Origin of the sequence: Pseudundibacterium arcticum, assembly GCF_042646465.1 — a bacterium.
GTDB lineage: Bacteria > Pseudomonadota > Gammaproteobacteria > Burkholderiales > Burkholderiaceae_D > Undibacterium_A > Undibacterium_A arcticum.
In genome coordinates this window covers 162,179-184,327 of record NZ_JBHRTP010000008.1, presented here as the reverse complement: position 1 = coordinate 184,327, position 22,149 = coordinate 162,179, and the positions used below count along the sequence as shown (strand labels likewise).

At 60.5% G+C, this 22,149-nt stretch carries 17 protein-coding genes; 15 read left to right on the top strand and 2 right to left on the bottom strand.

Annotation, left to right across the window (positions count from 1 at the left end; genetic code table 11):
• Positions 1 to 29 precede the first annotated feature (29 nt).
• Positions 30 to 2,108, bottom strand: coding sequence for a M3 family metallopeptidase (locus ACFOFO_RS03805; RefSeq protein ID WP_390326391.1), 2,079 nt, complete (start codon positions 2,106 to 2,108; stop codon positions 30 to 32).
• Between the two features lie 210 nt (positions 2,109 to 2,318).
• Complete coding sequence (gene folD / locus ACFOFO_RS03800) at positions 2,319 to 3,164, bottom strand: bifunctional methylenetetrahydrofolate dehydrogenase/methenyltetrahydrofolate cyclohydrolase FolD (protein WP_390326389.1); 846 nt, start codon at positions 3,162 to 3,164, stop codon at positions 2,319 to 2,321.
• A 480-nt stretch (positions 3,165 to 3,644) separates the two neighbouring features.
• Here folD and aceE point away from each other — a divergent pair, with 480 nt between their 5' ends.
• The 15 genes from aceE to ACFOFO_RS03725 all read left to right on the top strand — a co-directional run bounded on the left by aceE (position 3,645) and on the right by ACFOFO_RS03725 (position 21,691).
• Entirely contained in the window at positions 3,645 to 6,341 is a 2,697-nt protein-coding gene (aceE, locus tag ACFOFO_RS03795) for a pyruvate dehydrogenase (acetyl-transferring), homodimeric type (protein ID WP_390326388.1), read from the top strand.
• Between the two features lie 156 nt (positions 6,342 to 6,497).
• Positions 6,498 to 7,823: a dihydrolipoyllysine-residue acetyltransferase gene (aceF, locus tag ACFOFO_RS03790; protein WP_390326386.1), complete on the top strand. Its 1,326-nt coding sequence runs from the start codon at positions 6,498 to 6,500 to the stop codon at positions 7,821 to 7,823.
• Positions 7,824 to 7,998: 175 nt separating this feature from the next.
• Complete coding sequence (locus ACFOFO_RS03785) at positions 7,999 to 8,565, top strand: Ntn hydrolase family protein (protein ID WP_390326383.1); 567 nt, start codon at positions 7,999 to 8,001, stop codon at positions 8,563 to 8,565.
• A 124-nt stretch (positions 8,566 to 8,689) separates the two neighbouring features.
• On the top strand, positions 8,690 to 10,477 hold the full coding sequence (gene lpdA / locus ACFOFO_RS03780) for a dihydrolipoyl dehydrogenase (RefSeq protein ID WP_390330890.1): 1,788 nt from the start codon (positions 8,690 to 8,692) through the stop codon (positions 10,475 to 10,477).
• Positions 10,478 to 10,663: 186 nt separating this feature from the next.
• Positions 10,664 to 10,915, top strand: a complete 252-nt coding sequence (rpsP, locus tag ACFOFO_RS03775) for a 30S ribosomal protein S16 (protein ID WP_390330888.1) — start codon at positions 10,664 to 10,666, stop codon at positions 10,913 to 10,915.
• Between the two features lie 63 nt (positions 10,916 to 10,978).
• Positions 10,979 to 11,509: a ribosome maturation factor RimM gene (gene rimM, locus ACFOFO_RS03770; protein WP_390326380.1), complete on the top strand. Its 531-nt coding sequence runs from the start codon at positions 10,979 to 10,981 to the stop codon at positions 11,507 to 11,509.
• A gap of 44 nt (positions 11,510 to 11,553) precedes the next feature.
• On the top strand, positions 11,554 to 12,309 hold the full coding sequence (trmD, locus tag ACFOFO_RS03765; RefSeq protein ID WP_390326378.1) for a tRNA (guanosine(37)-N1)-methyltransferase TrmD: 756 nt from the start codon (positions 11,554 to 11,556) through the stop codon (positions 12,307 to 12,309).
• A 134-nt stretch (positions 12,310 to 12,443) separates the two neighbouring features.
• Positions 12,444 to 12,827, top strand: coding sequence for a 50S ribosomal protein L19 (gene rplS / locus ACFOFO_RS03760; protein WP_390330886.1), 384 nt, complete (start codon positions 12,444 to 12,446; stop codon positions 12,825 to 12,827).
• Between the two features lie 84 nt (positions 12,828 to 12,911).
• Positions 12,912 to 13,583, top strand: coding sequence for a CoA pyrophosphatase (locus ACFOFO_RS03755; RefSeq protein ID WP_390330884.1), 672 nt, complete (start codon positions 12,912 to 12,914; stop codon positions 13,581 to 13,583).
• A gap of 93 nt (positions 13,584 to 13,676) precedes the next feature.
• A complete protein-coding gene (locus ACFOFO_RS03750) occupies positions 13,677 to 14,645 on the top strand; it encodes a CobD/CbiB family protein (protein ID WP_390330882.1) in 969 nt (322 codons plus the stop codon).
• Positions 14,646 to 14,892: 247 nt separating this feature from the next.
• The gene (locus tag ACFOFO_RS03745; RefSeq protein ID WP_390326376.1) at positions 14,893 to 15,237 is read left to right on the top strand and encodes a DUF3579 domain-containing protein; all 345 of its coding nucleotides are present in this window, start codon (positions 14,893 to 14,895) and stop codon (positions 15,235 to 15,237) included.
• A gap of 159 nt (positions 15,238 to 15,396) precedes the next feature.
• On the top strand, positions 15,397 to 15,846 hold the full coding sequence (locus tag ACFOFO_RS03740; RefSeq protein ID WP_390326375.1) for a CBS domain-containing protein: 450 nt from the start codon (positions 15,397 to 15,399) through the stop codon (positions 15,844 to 15,846).
• A 471-nt stretch (positions 15,847 to 16,317) separates the two neighbouring features.
• Positions 16,318 to 18,060 carry a methyl-accepting chemotaxis protein gene (locus ACFOFO_RS03735; RefSeq protein ID WP_390326373.1) on the top strand — a complete coding sequence of 581 codons (1,743 nt, stop codon included), beginning with the start codon at positions 16,318 to 16,320 and terminating at the stop codon, positions 18,058 to 18,060.
• Positions 18,061 to 18,209: 149 nt separating this feature from the next.
• Complete coding sequence (locus tag ACFOFO_RS03730) at positions 18,210 to 21,089, top strand: bifunctional diguanylate cyclase/phosphodiesterase (protein WP_390326370.1); 2,880 nt, start codon at positions 18,210 to 18,212, stop codon at positions 21,087 to 21,089.
• Entirely contained in the window at positions 21,086 to 21,691 is a 606-nt protein-coding gene (locus tag ACFOFO_RS03725) for a 3'-5' exonuclease (RefSeq protein ID WP_390330880.1), read from the top strand. Before ACFOFO_RS03730 ends, ACFOFO_RS03725 begins: the two co-directional genes overlap by 4 nt.
• Positions 21,692 to 22,149 lie beyond the last annotated feature (458 nt).

Genomic DNA, 22,149 nt, shown 5'->3' with positions numbered 1-22,149 from the left:
CTCGTTTTTGCTGGTTGTTGACTGCCGGTTCAGGCCGCCATGCCGTTATGACGCAGCAGCGCGTCGATGCTCGGCGCGCGACCGCGGAAGGCCTGGAACGAATCGATGGCCGGGCGGGAACCGCCGACTGCCAGGATCTCGGCCAGGAACTTCTTGCCGGTCTGTTCCGATTGCAGCGGCAACCCGCTGGCGGCCGCTTCTTCGAATGCGCCATAGGCATCGGCCGACAACACCTCCGCCCATTTGTAGCTATAGTAGCCTGCCGCGTAGCCGCCGGCAAAAATATGGCCGAACGAATGCAGGAAGCGGTTGAACGGCGGCGGTGTCAGCACCGCGAAGCGGCGCCGGATATCGTCGACCAGTTGCTGCACCGTGATGGCGCCGTTGGGATCGAAATCGTCATGCAGGTGCATGTCGATCAGCGACATTTCGACTTGGCGCAGCATCTGCAGGCCGGATTGGAAATTTTTGGCGGCGACCATCTTGTCGTACAGTGCACGCGGCAGTGCGGCGCCGGTGTCGGCGTGGGCCGTCATGTGCTGCTGCACGTCCCACTCCCAGCAGAAATTTTCCATGAATTGCGATGGCAGCTCGACCGCATCCCATTCGACGCCGGTGATGCCGGACACGCCCAGTTCATCGACTTCAGTCAGCATCTGGTGCAGGCCGTGGCCGAATTCATGGAACAGCGTGATCACCTCGTCATGCGTGAATAGCGCCGGCTTTTTGACGCCGTCGACGACGGCCGGTTCGGTGAAATTGCAGGTCAGATAGGCCACCGGGGTCTGGACGCCGTGGCCAGTAATGCGGCGGTTGCGCGCATCGTCCATCCACGCGCCGCCACGCTTGCCGGTGCGCGCATACAGGTCGAGGTAGAACTGGCCGATCAGGCGGCCATCCCGTTCGATCCGGTAAAACTTCACGTCCGGCTGCCAGACCGGTGCCGTGTCGGCCTTGATCTGCACCGCAAACAGGCTCTGCACCACGCGGAACAGGCCGTCGATTACTTTTGGTTCCGGAAAATATTGCTTCACTTCCTGCTCGGAAAACGCGTAGCGCTGCTGGCGCAGCTTTTCGGACGCATAGGTGAGGTCCCACGCTTCCAGCGTATCGAGGCCCAGCTGGTCCTGGCCGAACTGGCGCAATTCGGCCAGGTCCTGTTCCGCAAACGGTCGCGCGCGCCGGGCCAGATCCTCCAGAAAACCAATCACCTGATCCGGGCTGTCGGCCATCTTCGGCACCAGCGACACCTGCGCGTAATTGGCGTAGCCGAGCAGCCGGGCTTCCTCGGCCCGCAGCTTGAGTAATTCGGTGATGTTGCGGGTATTGTCCCAGGCCGCACACTGGCTGAAAACGGTGCCCAGCTCCGACGCCTTGGTCGCGTTGGTGCGGTAGATGGTCTCGCGCAGGCCGCGGCTGTCCGCATATTGCAGCACCGGAAAATACGACGGGAAGTGCAGCGTGAACTTGTAGCCCGGCTTGCCGTCCTGGGCTGCCTCTGCTGCCGCGCGCGCCGCCGCGATCGCATCGTCCGGCAGGCCGGACAGCTCGGCTTCGGTCGCGACGATCAGCGCGTAATCATTGGTCGCGTCCAGTACGTTCTCCGAGAACTTGGTCGACAGCGCCGCCTGTTGTTCCTGGATCTCGGCGAAGCGCTGCTTTTTATCGTCCGGCAACTCGGCGCCGCCGAGGCGGAAATCGCGCAGCGCGTTGTCGATGATCCGCTTGCGGGCGGCAGAGTAGCCGGCATATTCCGGCCCATCTTTCAGCGCCTTGTACTTGTCGAACAGCGCCAGATTTTGCCCCAGCGCGGTCCAGAATTCAGTCACCTTCGGCTGGTTCTCGTTATACGCGGCGCGCAGTTCCGGCGTATCGGCCACCCCGTTCAAATGGCTGACCACGCCCCAGGCCCGGCTCAGCTGTTCGGTCGCGTCTTCCAGCGGCGCGACGAAGTTGTCCCAGCTGATCGACTGCGGATCCGCAGGCGCTTCCAGTCGCGCCACCAGTGCGCGGTTTTGCGCCAGCACACTGTCGATGGCGGGGGTCACATGTTCCGGCTTGATCAGGTCGAAGCGCGGCAGGTCGGAGAAGTCGAGTAGGGGGTTCATGTTGGCCGATCTTGATTGGTGGGCTGGGAAAGATTTACTGCGTATTGATACTGCCGTGTCGGCCATGCTGCGGGCCGTGAGTCTGCGACCGCTCAACCGCACGCTTTGCTGTAGTTATTGCCAGTATATTAGTAACTGCCATAATTATTATGCGGAACAGGCCATTGATGGCGGGAGTATATGTTGGGGTCGCGCCCCGGCCCAATCACTTCAGCTGCGTTCCGCCGCTTCTATCGTATTCACCAGCAGCATCGTGATCGTCATCGGGCCGACGCCGCCCGGTACCGGCGAGATATAGCCGGCCACTTGCTTGACGTTGGCAAAATCGACGTCGCCGCACAACTTGCCTTCGTCATCGCGGTTCATGCCGACGTCGATCACCACCGCTCCTGGTTTGACCATGTCGGCGGTGACGATGTTGCGCTTGCCAGTCGCCACCACCAGGATGTCGGCGTTGCGGGTGTGGGCGCCCAGGTCACGGGTCTTCGAATTACAGATGGTGACGGTGGCGCCGGCCTGCAACAGCAGCATCGCCTGCGGCTTGCCGACAATATTGGAGGCGCCGACGATCACCGCGTTGGCGCCGCGCACCGGGTAATCGATCGACTCCAGCATCTTCATCACGCCATACGGCGTGCAGGGGCGAAACAGCGGCTGACCAGTCATCAACAGGCCGGCATTGCTGACATGGAAGCCGTCGACGTCCTTGTCGGCGTCGATCTCCTCGATCACCTTGTGCGCATCGATATGCGGCGGCAGCGGCAGCTGCACCAGGATGCCGTGAATCTTCGGGTTGCGATTGAGCGCGTCGATGCGCGCCAGCAGATCCTCTTCGCTCAGGTCGGCATCGTATTTCTCCAGCGCGGAATACAGGCCATGGGCCTCGCAGGCCTTGACCTTGTTGCGGACATAGACTTGCGAGGCCGGATTTTCACCGACCAGGATGACCACCAGGCCCGGTTGTTTGCCTTGCGCGGTGAGGGCCGCGGCGCGCTTGCCGACCTCGGCGCGCAGTTGTTGGGAGAGAAGATTTCCGTCGATGAGTTGGGCGGGCATGATTTGCATCAATCTGGAGTGTATTGAAACCGAGATTATAAGGTCTGCAGACATGGGGGACGAACTGTTGCCGGCGCGTCGCGTATCAAGCGCGGCCCAGGGCGCGGTATGTTGCGCAGCAATAAAATTTCATATTATAAAAAACGATATCGCAATTTGGAAAATCAGAAAACTGCTGCTAGAATGTCCACACCATGCAGTGACTTGTTACGCCCGCGGTGGGCATGGCAACACGCATGTGGTAACCCGAACAACAATTTTTAAATTGCCGCCGGCAGCGACGCCAGGCGGCTGTCGGGCTTACGGGGAATCGGCTGCAAAATTATCTGAACGGTCCAGTGTCACGGCTTGTTGATCAATAGCGCGCTATTGACAGTGCAAATCCGGCAAATCTGTCTTCGTTCAGCGCATTTTTCGCGTCGATTCCGTAAGCCCGACAGCCTCCCAGATCGCCGCGGGGCAACCAACAGGAGACGCACCATGTCAGCTCAACTCGACCAGATCCTGGTCCAGGCCGCCACCGACCCCGATGTGATGGAAACCCAGGAGTGGCTCGACGCGCTCGAAGCGGTGATCGACAACGAAGGTCCGGAGCGCGCCCACTATTTGATGGAACGCATGACCGATCTGGCGCGTCGCCGCGGCGCCCAGATTCCATTCTCCAGCAATACCGCCTACGTCAATACGATCCCGGCCGACATCGGCGAACACTGCCCCGGCGATCTGGAAATTGAAGAGCGGTTGCGCTCGTGGATGCGCTGGAACGCGATGGCGATGGTGGTCAAGGCTAATCGCCTGGATGGCGATCTGGGCGGTCACCTGTCCAGCTTTGCGTCGCTGGCCAACATGCTGGGCATCGGCTTCAACCATTTCTGGCACGCCCCGACCGCAGAGCACGGCGGCGACCTGCTGTATATCCAGGGCCATTCTTCACCCGGCATCTATGCCCGCGCCTTCCTCGAAGGGCGGCTGACGGAAGAGCAATTGCTGCATTTCCGCCGCGAAGTCGATGGCAAGGGCCTGTCGTCCTACCCGCATCCGAAGCTGATGCCCGACTTCTGGCAATTCCCGACCGTCTCGATGGGTCTGGGCCCGCTGATGGCGATCTACCAGGCGCGCTTCCTGAAATATCTGCATGCCCGCAGCATCGCCGATACCGCCAACCGCAAGGTCTGGGCCTTCTGCGGCGACGGCGAGATGGACGAGCCGGAATCGATGGGCGCGATCGGCATGGCCGGCCGTGAAAAGCTCGACAACCTGGTGATGGTGGTCAACTGCAACCTGCAGCGCCTGGACGGTCCGGTGCGCGGCAACGGCAAGATCATCCAGGAGCTGGAATCCGATTTCCGCGGCGCCGGCTGGAACGTGGTCAAGGTGATCTGGGGTGCTGGCTGGGACGAATTGCTGGCCAAGGACAAGGACGGCATCCTGAAGCAAGTGATGATGGACACTGTCGACGGCGAGTACCAGAATTACAAGGCCAAGGACGGCGCCTACGTGCGTGCCAATTTCTTCGGCAAGCATCCGAAATTGCTGGAAATGGTCAGCAAGATGTCCGACGACGACATCTGGCATCTGACCCGTGGCGGCCACGACCCGCACAAGATTTATGCGGCCTTCAAGGTGGCGCAGGAACACAAGGGCCAGCCAACCGTGCTGCTGGTCAAGAGCATCAAGGGTTATGGCTTCGGCAAATCCGGCGAGGGACGCAACACCGCGCACAACACCAAGAAACTGGACGACGAAGCGATCAAGGCGATGCGCGACCGCTTCCAATTGCCGATCGCCGACGAAAAGCTGGCGGAGATCCCGTTCTTCAAGCCAGCCGACGACACGCCGGAAATGCAATACCTGCACGCACGGCGCGCGGCGCTCGGCGGCTACCTGCCGCAACGCCGGCAGAAGGCGGACGAGCAATTGATCGTGCCCGAGCTGTCGACCTTCAAGGCGATGCTCGATCCGACTGCGGAAGGCCGTGAAATCTCGACCACCTCCGCCTACGTCCGTATCCTCACTACGCTGCTGCGCGACGCCAGTCTCGGTCAGCGCGTGGTGCCGATCATGGTCGACGAGTCGCGTACCTTCGGGATGGAAGGCCTGTTCCGCCAGATCGGCATCTTCAGCCAGGTCGGTCAGCTGTACGAGCCAGTCGACAAGGACCAGGTGATGTACTACCGCGAAGACAAGGCCGGCCAGATCCTGCAGGAAGGCATCAATGAAGCGGGCGGCATGAGCTCGTGGATCGCGGCGGCGACCTCGTACTCGACCAACAACCGTGTGATGATTCCGTTCTATACCTATTACTCGATGTTCGGCCTGCAGCGCATCGGCGACCTGGCCTGGGCCGCCGGCGACATGCGCGCGCGCGGCTTCCTGCTCGGCGGCACGGCCGGCCGCACCACGCTCAATGGCGAAGGCCTGCAACATGAGGACGGCCACAGCCACGTGCTGGCGTCGACCATCCCGAATTGCGTTCCGTACGACCCGACCTTCGCCCACGAAGTCGCGGTCATCATGCACGACGGTCTGCGCCGCATGGTGACCAATCAGGAAGACGTGTTCTATTACATCACCCTGATGAACGAGAACTACAGCCATCCGGGTCTGAAGCCAGGCCAGGAAGAGGGCATCATCAAGGGACTGTACCTGCTGCAGCCAGGCGACAAGGACAGCAAGCAGCGGGTCCAGCTGCTCGGTTGCGGCACCATCCTGCGCGAATCGATCTTCGCCGCCGAGCTGCTGAAAAACGATTGGGGCATCGCCGCCGACGTCTGGTCCGCGCCATCGTTCACGCTGTTGGCGCGCGACGGTCAGGATGCCGAGCGCTGGAACCTGGTGCATCCGACCGATGCGCCGCGCGTGCCGTATGTCACGCAATGCCTGGAACAATCGTCCGGCCCGATCATCGCGACCACCGATTACATGCGCACCTTCGCCGAGCAGATACGTGGCTACGTTCCGAAGGACCGCAGCTACAAGGTGCTCGGTACCGACGGTTTCGGCCGCTCCGACAGCCGCGCCAAACTGCGCGAATTCTTCGAGGTAAACCGTTATTATGTGACGGTTGCCGCGCTGAAGGCGCTGGCCGACGAAGGCGTGATTTCCGCTTCCGTGGTGGCGCAGGCGATCGCCAAGTACGGGATCAATCCGAATAAACCGAATCCGGTGAATGTTTAATTTGATCACCTAAAAACCCCACTAAAAATTCCCTCCCCTTCAAGGGGAGGGGTAGGGTGGGGATGGGTACCCAACGCATACCCAGAAGTTTTACCGAAACCCATCCCCATCCCGATCTTCCCCTAGAAGGGGAAGCAGATAACGGAGCTAAAGCCTATGAGTAGTATTGAAGTCAAAGTCCCGGATATCGGCGACTTCAAGGAAGTCGAAGTCATCGAATTGATGGTCAAGGTCGGCGACACGATCAAGGTTGACCAGTCGCTGATCACGGTCGAATCCGACAAGGCCAGCATGGAAATCCCGTCCAGTCATGCCGGCGTGGTCAAGGAAATCCGGGTCAAGGTCGGCGACAAGGTGGCGGAAGGTTCGCTGCTGTTGCTGGTCGAAGCGGCGGGTGACGCTGCAGCGCCAACCCCTGCCGCGGCAGCAGCCGCGCCGGCGGCGCCGGTTCCAGCGCCGGCACCGGCCGCCGCGCCTGGGCCCGCTGCCGCATCTGCTCCAGCCCAAATTGCGACACCGACCGCAGCTGCGGTGCCCGTCGCGACCGCCGACGGTGCCAAACCGCACGCATCGCCGTCGATCCGCAAGTTCGCACGCGAACTTGGCGTCGACCTGATGCGCGTGACCGGCACCGGTCCCAAGGCCCGCATCACGCATGAAGACGTGCAGCAGTTCGTCAAAGGCGTGATGTCCGGCGCGATCGGCAGTGCCAGCGCCGCTGGCGGCAAGGGCAGCGGCGTCGGTCTCGACCTGTTGCCATGGCCTTCGCTCGACTTCAGCAAATTTGGCGCGACCGAATTGCTGCCACTGTCGCGCATCAAGAAACTGAGCGGGCCGAACCTGCATCGCAATTGGGTGATGATCCCGCACGTCACGCAATTCGACGAGGCCGACATTACCGACCTGGAAGGCTTCCGCAAATCGTCGAATGACGCGATGGCCAAGTCCGGTGTGAAATTGACCATGCTGGCCTTCGTAATCAAGGCCAGCGTTGCCGCATTGAAGAAATTCCCCGCCTTCAATTCGTCGCTGGATGCCAAGGGCGAGAACCTGATCCTGAAACAGTACTACCACATCGGTTTCGCGGCCGACACGCCGAACGGACTGGTGGTGCCGGTGCTCAAGGATGCCGACAAAAAAGGTCTGGCCCAGATCGCCCAGGAAATGGGCGAACTGTCGGCGCAGGCGCGCGAAGGCAAGCTGAAACCGACCGACATGCAGGGTGCGACGTTCACCATCTCGTCGCTCGGCGGCATCGGCGGCACTGCGTTTACGCCGATCATCAATGCGCCGGAAGTGGCGATTCTGGGGCTGTCGAAATCGGGCATGAAGCCGGTCTGGGACGGCAAGGTCTTCGCGCCGCGCCTGATGCTGCCGCTGTCCCTGTCCTACGATCACCGCGTGATCGACGGCGCGATGGCGGCCAAGTTCACCGTGTATCTGGCCGACGTGCTGGCCGATTTGCGCAAGACACTGTTGTAATCCGGCCTTGCGCAATGCGGCACCGTAGCTGGGCGTCGCATTGGTTGATTGGCCAGTATGCGGTGAATTCCAGCTTGTTATGGGCGGTATTTTACTTGTGACTATGGGAGTATGTCGGCGCGGCGATAGTCAGATTGGCCGCGCTGAACTGCCAGATGGAGGACGGAGATCAGGCATGACTACTTGTGTTGTCGTTAGGAAAAACAAGGAAATCGCGATCGCCTCGGATTCGCTGGTGACCTTCGGCGATACCCGACTGTCGCATGAATACGAGGCCAACAACAAGATCTTCCAGGTCGGCGAGTCCTACATCGCGTTGGCCGGCACCGCCGCGCACTTTCCGGTGATGCGCAAACTGCTGAGCGCCATGGCCGAAGATTGCAAGCTGGAAGATCGCGAACAGGTGTTCGAAACCTTCTCCAAGGTGCATGAAATATTGAAGGAAAAATATTTTTTGAACACCAAGGAAGACGACGATGATCCGTACGAGTCGTCGCAGCTGACCTCGCTGATCGCCAATCCCTACGGCATTTTCGGCGTCTATTCGTACCGTGAAGTGTTCTGCTTCGAGCGCTTCTGGGGCATCGGCAGCGGCCGCAGCTTTGCGTTGGGTGCGATGCACGCGGCCTATACCCGAGTCGACAGCGCGCGCGAAGTGGCCGAGGCCGGAGTTGAGGCCGGCGCCGAATTCGACAAGAGTTCCGCGGCACCGTTCCGGGTGATCAGTTTTGCAATGAAATAATTGATAAATACGAGCTCCCTCCTCGTCAAGGGGAGGGCCAGGGTGGGTTCGGTTCCTTGCGGCCGCAACCCACCCCCATCCCGGCCGTCCCCCTGCAGGGGAAGGCGAGAACGGAGTTAACACTATGAGTTTAATGGAAGTCAAAGTCCCGGACATCGGCGACTTCAAGGAAGTCGAAGTCATTGAATTGCTGGTCAAGGTCGGCGACACGATCAAGGTCGACCAGTCGCTGATCACGGTCGAATCCGACAAGGCCAGCATGGAAATTCCATCGAGTCATGCCGGTGTGGTCAAGGAATTGAAAGTCAAGATCGGCGACAAGGTGGCCGAAGGTTCACTGCTGTTGATGCTGGAAGCATCCGACAGCGCCGCTGCCGAATCCGCGCCGGCTGCGGCGCCGGCGCCCGCACCAGCGGCGGCCGCGCCGACCCCGGCTGCAGCACCTGCAGCAGCGACGGCACCGGCCGCCGCCAGTTTTTCAGGCAGCGCCGACATCGAATGCGATACGGTGGTGCTCGGGTCCGGCCCCGGTGGCTATACCGCCGCCTTCCGCGCCGCCGACCTGGGCCAGAAAGTGGTGCTGATCGAGCGTTACCCATCGCTGGGCGGGGTTTGCCTGAATGTCGGCTGCATCCCGTCCAAAGCCTTTCTGCATGCCGCCAAAGTGGTCACCGAAGCCGAGGAAATGTCGCATTTCGGGATCAAGATGTCGGCGCCGGAGATCGACATCGACGCATTGCGCGGCTGGAAAGACAAGATCGTCAAGAAACTGACCGGCGGCGTCGGCAGTCTGGCCAAAGTGCGCAAGGTGCAGGTGGTCGAAGGCACCGGAGCCTTCAGTTCGGCCAATACCATCACGGTGGCCGGCAAGGATGGCAACCAGGTGATTGCATTCAAGCATGCGATCATCGCTGCCGGCTCGTCGGTCGCCCAAATACCCGGTTTCCCATACGGTGATCCACGCCTGATCGACTCCACCGGTGCGCTCGAATTGCGCCAGATCCCGAAGACAATGCTGGTCATCGGCGGCGGCATCATCGGCCTCGAAATGGCCTGCGTCTATGACGCATTGGGCACCAAAGTGACGGTGGTCGAATTCGCCGACGGCCTGATCCCGGCGGCCGACCGCGACATCGTGAAACCATTGCAAAAACGCATAGAAAAGCGCTACGAAGCGATTTACCTCAAGACCAAGGTCACCAAGCTGGAGGCGCGAACCGAGGGTTTGCTGGCCACATTCGAGGGCGTCGGCGCCGACAGCAGCGCACCGAAAGAGCCGCAGTTGTACGACATGGTGCTGACGGCAGTCGGTCGCCGCCCGAATGGCAAGGAAATCGCGGCCGACAAGGCCGGCGTCATCGTCAACGAGCGCGGCTTCATCCCGGTCGACAAGCAGCAACGCACCAATGTCGCGCACATTTTCGCGATCGGTGACATCTGCAGCGACCCGATGCTGGCGCACAAGGCGACCAACGAAGCCAAGGTCGCGGCCGAGGTGATCGCCGGCCACAAAGTCCAGTTCGATGCGATGACAATTCCGTCGGTGGCCTACACCGATCCCGAAATCGCGTGGATGGGCCTGACCGAAACCGAGGCCAAGGCGCAAGGAATTGCTTACCAGAAAGCCAACTTTCCGTGGGCCGCTTCCGGCCGCGCGCTGGCGATGGGACGTGAAGACGGCATCACCAAGCTGATCTGGGATCCGGTCACCAAGCGCCTGCTCGGGGCCGGCATCGTCGGCGTGAATGCCGGCGAACTGATGGCGGAAACCGTGCTGGCGATGGAAATGGGTGCCGACCTGGAAGATCTGGCCTTGACCGTGCATGCGCATCCGACGCTGTCTGAGACGTCGATGTTTGCGGCCGAACTCGGCCTGGGCATCATTACCGATTTGTACGCGCCCAAAAAATAGATATTACAAGTGTGATGCAGCGTGTTGCACAGCATTCCGGTGCTTTTTGGCACCGTCCCGCCGCCGTCCTTTGCTTCAGCGTAAAGGGCCGCGGTTCTTTTATTACTGTATTAAGATTGCGGATGCACTACAAAGCGCGCTATAATTTACGGCTTTTTCCGTATTCGAACACTTATTGGAATCATTATGGTCGTTATTCGTTTAGCTCGTGGAGGCGCCAAGAAGCGCCCATTCTTCAACATCGTGGCAACTGATTCGCGCAATCGTCGCGACGGTCGCTTCATCGAGCGCATCGGTTTTTATAACCCGGTCGCTGCCGGTGCTGAAGAGCCAGTCCGTATCGCCCAGGATCGTTTGACCTACTGGCAAGGCATTGGCGCCCAATTGTCGCCAACCGTTGCACGCCTGGTCAATCAGGCTGGCAAAAAAGCCGCCTAAGTCTGGTCCGTGATTATTGCCTGATGTTGTTGCCTGATTTTGGTAAATAAGACTACAGCAGGGATGCCTATCCCTGAAGATCTGGTGCAGGTCGGTTATGTCGCCGGCGCATACGGCATCAATGGCTGGGTGCGGATCAGACCGCATTCGGCCGATGCCGACGCGTTATTGCACGCCAAGACCTGGTGGCTGGACAAGCCCGAGGTGCGCGACGTCGATATGTTGCAGGCCCGTATGCATTCGGGCGATGTGGTGGCGCAACTGGTCGGTGTGGTCGGGCGCGATGCGGCCGAAGCGCTGAAGGGCGCGACGGTACAGATCCCGCGCAGCCGCTTCCCGGCGCTGTCGGACAATGAATTTTACTGGCTCGACTTGATCGGACTGGCAGTTGAGAATCTGCAAGCCGAGCAGTTGGGCCGCGTAGTTGGTCTGATGGATAACGGCGCCCATCCGATCTTGCGGGTCGCGCTGCCGGCAGTCGAGGACGCTGACAAGGCGTCGCCGGAATTGTTGATTCCGTTCGTTGATCAATTTGTCAAGACGGTCGATCAGGCTGCTAAAAAAATAACGGTGGACTGGGGGCTGGATTATTAAGCCGCGGTTGCCGCGATGGTGTGCGGCACAGTGGAGTTGTTGCGATGCAATTTGACGTCGTCACGCTCTTTCCCGAAATGTTTGCCGCGTTGACGCAATCGGGGGTTACCCGCCGTGCGTTCGAACAGCAGCGATGTGGGCTGGCGCTGTGGAATCCACGTGATTTCACCAGCGACCGGCATCGCACCGTCGATGATCGCCCGTATGGTGGCGGTCCGGGCATGGTCATGCTGGCCAAGCCGCTGGAGGCTGCAATCGGCGCCGCCAAGCAGCGCCAGCGTGAACTGGGTTTGACCGGTTCCGCCGAGCCGCGCGTGGTGTACCTGTCGCCGCAAGGCCGACCGCTGACGCACCAGCGCGTGATGCAGTTGACTGCCGAACCGGGCCTGGTGTTGTTGTGTGGACGCTACGAAGCGGTCGACCAGCGTTTGCTGGACTCCTGCGTCGACGAAGAAATCAGCCTCGGCGATTTCGTGCTGTCCGGCGGTGAATTGCCGGCGATGGCCTTGATGGACGCCGTGATCCGGCAGTTGCCCGGTGTGTTGCATGACGATGCGTCGGCAGTCGAAGACAGTTTTGTCAATGGCTTGCTCGACTGCCCGCATTACACGCGACCGGAACAGTATCAGGGCCGTGCAGTGCCGCCGGTGCTACTGGGCGGTAATCACGCCGAGATCGAGAAGTGGCGGCGCGAGCGAGCGTTGCTGGCAACGCTGCAAAAGCGTCCGGATCTGATCCTGCAGGCGCGCGCCAGCGGATTGCTGACAGCAGCCGATGAAAAGTTCTTAAGCAGTCTGTAATGCGTTTTCGGTAGTAGCCATGTAGTAAGAACCATGTAGTAAAGCGCGAACGCAAGTTCGCATGTTTAACCCCATCCTCTACTGGGCACCAGTGCAAACTGCCAGCGCCAGCAAGATGGTAATTGGAGCTAAAAATGGATCTGATCCAGCAACTAGAGCAAGAAGAGATTGCACGTCTCGGCAAGAAAATCCCTGACTTCGCACCTGGCGACACCGTGATCGTCAGCGTCAACGTGGTTGAAGGCACACGCAAGCGCGCCCAGGCTTACGAAGGCGTCGTGATTTCGCGTCGCAACCGCGGTCTGAACTCCAACTTCATCGTCCGGAAAATTTCTTCCGGCGAAGGCGTCGAGCGTACGTTCCAGCTGTATTCGCCCCTGATCGCGTCGATCGAAGTCAAGCGTCGCGGCGATGTCCGTCGCGCCAAGCTGTACTATCTGCGTGAGCGCTCGGGCAAATCGGCACGTATCAAGGAAAAACTGCCGAACCGCCGTGTTGCAGTCAAACAACCTGCGTAATAGCCGGTCGTTGAGACACAAAAGGGGCACCCGATGGTGCCCCTTTTTGCATCTGTTTTTTGCATATGGAAACCAGGAATCATATTGATCATCCCCGTTTTTGATCCCGAAGCGATTCCGGTTGAATCGATCGCCGGCGAGGCCGCTGTCGCGCCGGAGCGACTGACGCCGGCGGCGCTGCGCACGCGGTTTGCCAGCCCGCCTTCGTGGACGCCAGAAATCACCGACGAGCACAGCCTGCGCCGGCAGACCGGTGCGCCGACGGCTGCCTCGGTGTTGCTGCCGATCGTGGTGCATGCGTCAGGCGCCAGCATGTTGCTGACCCGGCGCACCGCGCATCTGACCGATCATGCGGGCCAGATCAGCTTCCCGGGCGGACGCGCGGAAGCGCATGATGTGTCACCGATCGCGACCGCGCTGCGCGAGACCGAGGAGGAAATCGGCCTGGACCGCCGCCATATCGAGGTGATCGGCAGCCTGCCGCTCTATCTCACCGCCACCGGCTACCTGGTATCGCCGGTAGTGGCGCTGGTTCAGCCGCCGTTCGGGATGCGGGCCGATCCGTCTGAAGTCGCCGAAATCTTCGAGGTGCCGCTGACGTTCCTGATGGACGGTGCGCACCATCAGCGCCGCAGCGCCGATTTCCCGAGCGGGCTCGGGCGCCGCACCTATTATGCGATGCCGTATGATCGCTACTTTATCTGGGGTGCAACCGCTGCGATGCTGCGCAACCTGTTCCATTTTCTGCGCGCCTGAGCACGCTCACGGCCGCTGCATCGCCGGACCATGTTTGATTCCGGCAACAGCCTGCGCTATCGTATGGCTTGACTGAACTAAAGGGCGTTACGGATGACTTTTCTCTCTATTCTTTGCGCGTTGCTGATCGAGCAACTCAAGCCGCTGCGCGCCGATAATCCAATTTATGGCGAGATCAAGGCGCTGGCGGCGCGCATGGAGGCATGGTTCAATGCCGGTCGCGCGCGGCACGGTCGGCTCGGCTGGCTGCTGATGATGGCCGCGCTGATACTGCCGACGATGCTGATCTACTGGCTGTGCAACCGCATCAATCCGCTGTTGGCGCTGGGCTGGAACATCCTGATCGTCTACCTGACCCTGGGTTTCCGGCATTACAGCCATTACTTCACGTCAATCCAGATTGCACTCAATTCGGGCGACGAGGTGACTGCACGCACCCTGCTGGCCGAATGGACCAAGCTCGATACGGTCGATATGGATGCCGCTGAAATCTCGCGCATCGCGGTCGAAAAGGCACTGGTGACGACGCACCGCCATGTGTTCGGCGTGTTTTTCTGGTTCCTGATGCCGCTCGGCCCGGCCGGTGCGGTGCTGTACCGGGTCGCTGAATACCTGTCGCGCGCATGGAACGAACCGGAGCACATGCGAAACGAGGCGTTTGGCCGCTTTGCCGCGAAGGCGTTTTATTGGATCGACTGGATACCAGTGCGGCTGACTGCGGCGGCGTTCGCCGTGGTTGGCAATTTCGAGGATGCGATTTACGCCTGGCGCAATTTTGCCAGCCGCTGGCAGGATGAGGCAGTCGGCATCATCCTGTCGTCCGGTGGCGGCGCGATGGGTGTTCGGCTGGGTAATCCGGCCGAAAAGGCGATCGCCGTGCTGCCCGCCGATGCTGCCACGGTCGACTCCATGGTGGGTTCGAGCAACGGCGAAACCGACGCATTGCCGGGCGAAGAGCCGACGGTCAGGGCCCTGCAAAGCACGGTGGGACTGGTGTGGCGTGCGCTGTTATTGTGGATGATGCTACTGCTGTTACTGTCGATCGCGGTCTGGTTCGGCTGACACTGCGGCGCTAAATTGCGACGCATCGCGCAACGCCTCGCTGCGTCATCGCAATGCGTCCCGGCATCGCTGTGTTATGGCGATTTCACATGATGGGAGCTTGTTTCAAATCAAGTCTTCTATAAGATATAATACCTAGGAATTCAAAAATCCCGTCGGCGGCCAAATGCCGGCGCGCCATTTGTCATCAACAACAGACCGCCGTAAGTTGCAAATCCGGCAACTAGTCCTGAGACCAATCGAATCCATGGCCGAACCCGCTCATACACTGGAACAGCCCGCGCGCGAGTTTTTTATCCTGGGCCTGACCAGCGATGGCAAACCGTTTCGCCCCAGTGACTGGGCTGATCGTCTGTGTGGCGTGATGTCCTGCTTCCGGCCGGCAGGTCCACCCAGTCGCAATGCCCACCTGCAATATTCGCCCTACGTGCGGCCGATCCTGCTGAACGGCGTGCGTGCGGTCGCCGTCAACGAGAGTCTGCGCGGCATCGAGCCGCTGGCTTATCACTTCGTCGTCAATTTCGCCAAGGATAACGATCTGCAGGTGGTGGACGCCTGCCTGTTGCCGGAATCCGCCGAACCGAAAATCTGAGCGTTCCTGCGCCCCTTTTCCATCAAATTGCGTGCGCGGCAAGCGCACGGCGCGCCGGCCTGCGCCTCACTGGCTCGCCTTTGATCGATATCAAGCATGCCGCTCGTCTCAGGCGTAGCGTGTTTAGATAGCGACACATCGGGCATTAAGGAGAGCGATATGCGGATTGGCGATATTTGCACCGCGCAAACCGCGCACTGCAAGCGCGACATAACCCTACAGGCGGCGGCGCAACTGATGCGCGCCTATCATGTCGGCGATCTGGTGGTGGTCGAGCAACCCAACGGTGAGCAGATTCCGGTTGGCATCGTGACCGACCGCGACATTGTGGTGATCGTCATCGCCGAGGGACTCGATCCGACCAGCATCACGGTCGGTGACATCATGACCTCCGAATTGGTGACCGTTAGCGAAGACGAGGATGTCTACGAAACCATCGAGAACATGCGTTTCAAGGGCGTGCGCCGGCTGCCGGTAGTCAACCAGCTCGGCGGCCTGGTCGGCATCGTCACCGTCGACGATCTGGTGGAGTTCCTGGCACAGGAAATGACCGAGCTGTCGCGCGTCAGTACGCGTCAGCAATCACAGGAAAAGCACATCAGGCGCTAGCGCGCTACCAGGTAGTCGAGGTCGCGCAGCGATCAGGGGGCATTTTGCAAGAAATATACACCTCCTAGTATTAAAGAAGCCGCAATAAAATAGCGCGGATTCAGGCGATATCTGCATATACTCCAGCACTTTTGCATGCGATAGACGCGGCAGCAATCGCGCGCGGTGCGCTTCCCAAGTTGGCAGTACGTCGCCATTGCTATCTGCCGCGCCCCATCCCCGAGCCGGCCTGGATTGATCGGGCCGAGAGCGCTGACTTTTGCCGTCACATGAATAAGGCCCCTGTTGGGGCCTTATTCATGTGACGGCGCGACTTCCGTTTGATTTAGCATGCGTTTGGATCGATGCTGCCCACCATCGTTGTGAGCGGTCACTTTGCGTGCGCAAGCACGGATCGGCACGCGCGTCGTCGTTCGCATCGCAATACCGCATCGAGCCGGCCCAATCTACAACGGACAAGCACAAGGAAAAATGAAGATATCGAATATGAAAATTGGCGTGCGGCTCGGGATGGGCTTTGGCGCTGTGTTACTGCTACTACTCGGGATCACAAGCATGGGCCTGATCAGCCTGGGCCAGCTGCACGACGGTACCGATCGGCTGGTCAAGGTGGAATGGGTCAAATCGAAATTGGCCGGTCAGGCGCTGGACAATGTGCGTGGCAGCATAGGCCGGGTGTTCCAGATCGTCGCGATCAGCGACGACACGGAGTTCGCCACCGCGAACGAACGGCTGCGCATCAATATCGCCACCTATAACGAGGCGATGGCCAAGCTGGAACCGATGATCCGCAGCGCCGAGGGCAAGGCGCTGCTGGCCAAGGCCAAGGACAGCGGCGGCAAATACGCGGCCGCGATCGACAAGACGCTGGCGCTGGTGAAGCAAGGCAATCGGGAGGAGGCCACCAAACTGGCGTTCGGCGAAACCTATCCTGCGCTGCATGCATTCGCGGCCGATCTACGCGACCTCAATAATCTTCAGCAGAAACGGGTGGAGGAAGAGGGCGACGCCAGCGACCGTACCTTCGTCTTCAGCCGTAACCTGATGCTGCTGCTCGGCGCGATCGCGACCGTGCTCGGCGTCAGCTTCGCCTGGGTGGTGACGCGCTCAATCACCCGGCCGCTGAACAAGGCAGTCAAGATCGCACAAACAGTCGCCGCCGGTGACCTGACCAGCCGGATCGACGTCAGGAGCACGGACGAGGCCGGCCAGTTGATGCAGGCGCTGTACGAGATGAATCTTAGTCTGATCCGCATCGTCGGCCAGGTCCGCAGCGGCACCGATACCATTGCCACCGCATCGAGCCAGATCGCGGCTGGCAATATGGATCTGTCGTCGCGCACCGAGCAGCACGCCGGCGCGCTGGAAGAAACCGCCGCCTCGATGGACGAACTGACCACGACCGTCAAACAGAATGCCGACAACGCGCGCCAGGCCAATCAGCTGGCAGCCTCGGCTTCCGAAGTCGCACTCAAGGGCGGCGCAGTGGTGTCGCAAGTGGTCGACACGATGGCCTCGATCAATGCCTCATCGAAAAAAATCGTCGACATCATCAGCGTGATCGACGGCATCGCGTTCCAGACCAATATTCTCGCGCTCAACGCCGCAGTCGAAGCGGCGCGTGCCGGCGAACAGGGCCGCGGCTTTGCCGTGGTGGCCACCGAAGTACGCAACCTGGCGCAGCGCAGCGCCGCAGCAGCCAAGGAGATCAAGACCCTGATCGGCGATTCAGTCGACAAAGTCACGGCCGGCAGCAAACTGGTCGTTGATGCCGGCAGCACGATGGACGAAGTGGTCGCCAGCGTGCGCCGCGTGACCGACATCATGGGCGAGATCACCGCCGCCAGCCAAGAACAGAGCGCCGGCATCGAGCAGGTCAATCAGGCGATTGCACAAATGGATGAAGTGACCCAGCAAAACGCCGCGCTGGTCGAGCAAGCGGCGGCCGCCGCCCATAGTTTGCAGGATCAGGCTGGCAACCTGGCACAGGTGGTGGGCTTGTTCCGGCTCGACGGCATGCCCGGGACCGCAGCGGTAACCGCGGCGACACCGGCCATTGCGGCGGTGCGGCCCGCGCCGGCATCGAGCATGGCAGCACCCGTTCGCAGGACTGCAAAAGCTGCGCCGGCGCGCACCGTGCTGGCCGCATCAAGGCCCTCGCGCTCCGCAACGGCGGCAACCGCTGCCGGCGACGACGAGTGGGAAGTATTCTAAATCCGCTATCTTGCCGTCCCGACGCAAGCTGACCTGACCGATAACGATATGGATTCAAATCACGTTGCGTCTAATGCGACCTCCGAACCATTCACGGTGACCGGCCGAGTAGCGTCGGTGCTGTGCTGCGCCTCCTCTGAGCATTGACCGTGCTGCGCCGCCGCCTGCCTTTTTCGAATTCGCTCGCAGCACTGCTGGCGCTGATATTGGGGCTGATCATCACCCAGTCGCTGTTTGTCAGTGTCAGCCGGCTGGAGCACGACAAGGCGGCACTCAATTTCCGGCAACAGGCCGACCTGCGCATCGCCGCGGTCCGGCAAGGGCTGGAGGAAGCAGTCCAGGTGCTGACCGTACTGAACCAGTTGTTTGCGACAGTCGAACCGGTCAGCCGTGCGCAGTTTCATAGCTTCACGCAGCCCTTGCTGCAGCGCTATCCGTATATCCAGGCCTTTAATTTCCACCGTCTGGTGAGCCTGGCCGAGCGCCCGGCCTATGAGGCGGAGATGCGGCAGCACACTCCCGGCTTTGTGGTGACGGAATTGGGCGTCCAATTGCAGCCCGCCAGAATCAGGCCCAGTTACAGCGTGGTCGATTATCTGGAGCCGATGGCCGGCAATGAACCGGCATTCGGGCTCGATGCATCGCTCAATTCGCACTATGTGGCGGCAACCCGGCGCGCACTGGAAACCGGCCAGCCGGCCAGCACCGACTTGTTGCGTCTGGCGCAGGGCAGGGACGGGCAGCGCGGTTTTCTGGTGGTGATGCCGGTGTATCGACGAGGCAGTGCGCCGACCGACTTCGCGACCCGCAGCAACCTCACTATCGGTGATACGGCTGCGGTATTTCGTGCTGGCGCACTGGTCGAAAAAATACTGAACGGCGGCGATTTGTTGAGCGCGCCGGGCATTGCGATCGCGGTGTACGCCAGCGACCGCGCGGAGCCCAGCACCCTGGCTTATCGGCACGGCGACGCGCCGGTACGCAACCACACCGGCTCGATGCTGCCGGTGTGGTTGCGTCCATATTCGGACCATATCGTCGAGCAGACCTTCGAAGCGGCCGGGCAGTCCTGGCATATCGTGGTGTCGGGTTCGTCGGCGCCGTTTGCCGCGAATCATTTTGGTTCCCTGTTGACCCTGATTGGCGGCATCCTGTTCAGCTTGCTGGCCGCGGCCTATTTGCAGACGCTGGCGCGGCGCTCACGCCGGATCCAGCGGCTGGTGGAAGAACAGACGGTCGAGCTGCGTCATGCCAACAACCTGCTAACTGACGATATCGCGGCGCGCCAGCAGGTCGAACTGGCGCTGAAGTTGCGCGAGCGCGCGATCGAGGCCAGCAGCAGCGCAATCGTGATCGCGCATGCGACGGCGCCGGATTATCCGATCGAATATGTGAACCCGGCATTTGAGCGGATTACCGGATTCGCGGCGAGTGAAGTGATCGGGCGCAGCCTGCGGATGCTGGAAGGTCGCGACAGCGACCCGCTGAGCCTGGCAGAAATCCGCGCCGCGATTGAAGACCAGCGCGAAGGCAAGGCAGTGGTGATGGACCATCACAAGGACGGTGCAGCGCTGTGGTGCGATCTGCATCTCGGCCCGGTGCGCGACCCGAGCGGCGTCGTCAGCCATTTCGTCGCCGCGCTGCACGACATCACATCGATGAAACACTATGAAGCCAAGCTGCAGTTCCAGGCCAGCCGCGATACGCTGACCGGGCTGGCAAATCGCAACATGCTGAATGACTGCCTGAACCAGGCGATCTCCTACGCGGCGCGTTATGGCCAATCGGTGGCGGTGGTGTTTGTCGATCTGGACCGCTTCAAATTTGTCAACGACACACTGGGCCACCGGGCCGGCGACCTGCTGCTGAAACTGATCGCCGAACGGCTGTTGCTGGCGGTGCGCGATACCGATACCGTAGCGCGGCTGGGTGGCGATGAATTCGTATTGATCCTGCCCGAACGCAGCGACGCCAATGTGGTCACTGCAAGTCTGCAGCGCATCATGGATGCGGTGGCGCGGCCGCTGACGATTGAGGACCATGAATTCTTTCTCACCTGCAGCCTAGGCGTTGCAATCTATCCGGCCGACGGCGACGACACCGACACCCTGATTAAGCATGCCGATATCGCGATGTATCGGGCCAAGGAAACCGGGCGTAACAATTTCCAGTTCTACACGCCGACGATGAACGAACATGCGCTGGAGCGGCTGCGGATCGAAGGCGATTTGCGCAATGCGCTGGAACGTGACGAGTTCATGCTGGTGTACCAGCCGCAGGTCAATTTGCGCACCGGCCAGATCGTCGGCATGGAAGCCCTGTTGCGCTGGCAGCATCCGCAGTTGGGCATGGTACCGCCGCAACGCTTCATCGGTCTGGCCGAAGAGACCGGGATGATTCTCCCGATCGGGGCCTGGGTGATTCGCACCGCCTGCGCCCAGAACCAGGCGTGGCAGCGGGCCGGATTGGGAACGCTACGCATGTCGGTGAACCTGTCGGCGCGCCAGTTCAGCCAGCAGGACCTGGTGCAGTCGATTGCCGCGGTACTGCAGGAAACGGGAATGGCGCCGCATTTGCTGGAAATCGAATTGACCGAGAGCCTGGTGATGACGGACGTCGACCATGCGATCGGCGTGCTGCGCGAACTAAAGGCGCTCGGCGTCCTGTTGTCGATCGACGATTTCGGCACCGGCTATTCCAGCCTGTCCTATCTGAAGCGCTTTCCGATCGACGTACTCAAGATTGACCAGTCCTTCGTGCGCGACATCACGCTCGACGCCGACGATGCGGCGATCGCGATGTTGATCATCTCGCTGGCGCACAGTCTGAAACTGGAAGTGATCGCCGAGGGCGTCGAGACCGACGAACAGCTGGCGTTTTTGCGGCAACACGATTGCGATGAAATCCAGGGTTATCTATTCAGCCGGGCGGTGCCGGCGCAAGCGTGCGAACAGATGCTGCGGCAGGGCAAATGCCTGCCACCGCAATCAGCGCAGGACAGCGACCAGCCGGTGAGGCGCAGCCCATGAAAAATCAGGTGCAGATTGGATCAACGCCCGACGGGCTGATGCTGCATCAGCGCAAGCTGATTTTTGTCGATCTCGAAACCACCGGCGCCAATCAGCTCACCGACCGCATCACGGAAATCGGCATCGTCTGTGTCGAGCAGGGCATAGTCGAGCGCTGGTCGACATTGGTCAATCCGGAAATGCCGATTCCACCGTTCATCGAGCAGCTGACCGGCATCAGCAACGACATGGTGCGTGATGCGCCGCTATTGGCGACACTGGCCCCGGCGTTGGCGGCGCGGCTCGAAGGCGGATTGTTCATTGCGCACAACGCCCGCTTCGACAGCGGTTTCCTCAACAGCGGGTTGGCGGGCGCCGGGCTGCGGCTGCACAATGACATCCTGTGCACCGTCAAACTATCGCGCAAACTGTATCCGCAACACGCGAAGCATAGTCTCGACAGCCTGATCATCCGCCACGAATTGCAGCCGCAGGCGCGCCACCGGGCGCTGGCAGATGCCGACCTGCTCTGGCAGTTTTGGCAAATAATTCAGTCAGAAATTGCACCGGAAACCTTTACCGCGGCGCTGGCCAAGGTGCTGCGCCCGCACCGCGCGCCGTAAGGATCGGCCCGGGCGGAATGCATCCGACCAGTGCATCGCACAGACAAAAAAAAGCCCGCTCAGTGGCGGGCTAAATCCATATCCTTGAGGAGATACAGAGGAGACAGGTGCATTATGCGGCAGTCGCCGGTATGTCGCCAATTCACATATCTGATATGAGCCATATCATTTGTGAATGATGACGATTGGGGGTGCGGGTTTGTTTGCGGCGCGGCGCGGCATGCACGTCACTTTGTACCTATTGCGAGTATATTGAAAGTATCCAATAGAAATGAGCGGACATTAATTGTATTAATGTGCGTATAGGGTTGGATGTCAATGTGGGATGGCGACGATGGCAGGATCATGTGCAGATGTGGATTTTTTCTTGATGCGGTCATGAAATCGCCATCTTACTAGTGCAAAATAGCTGTATCGGTGTGTATGACAAAAGCCCGTTATCGCGCGACCGGGCAACG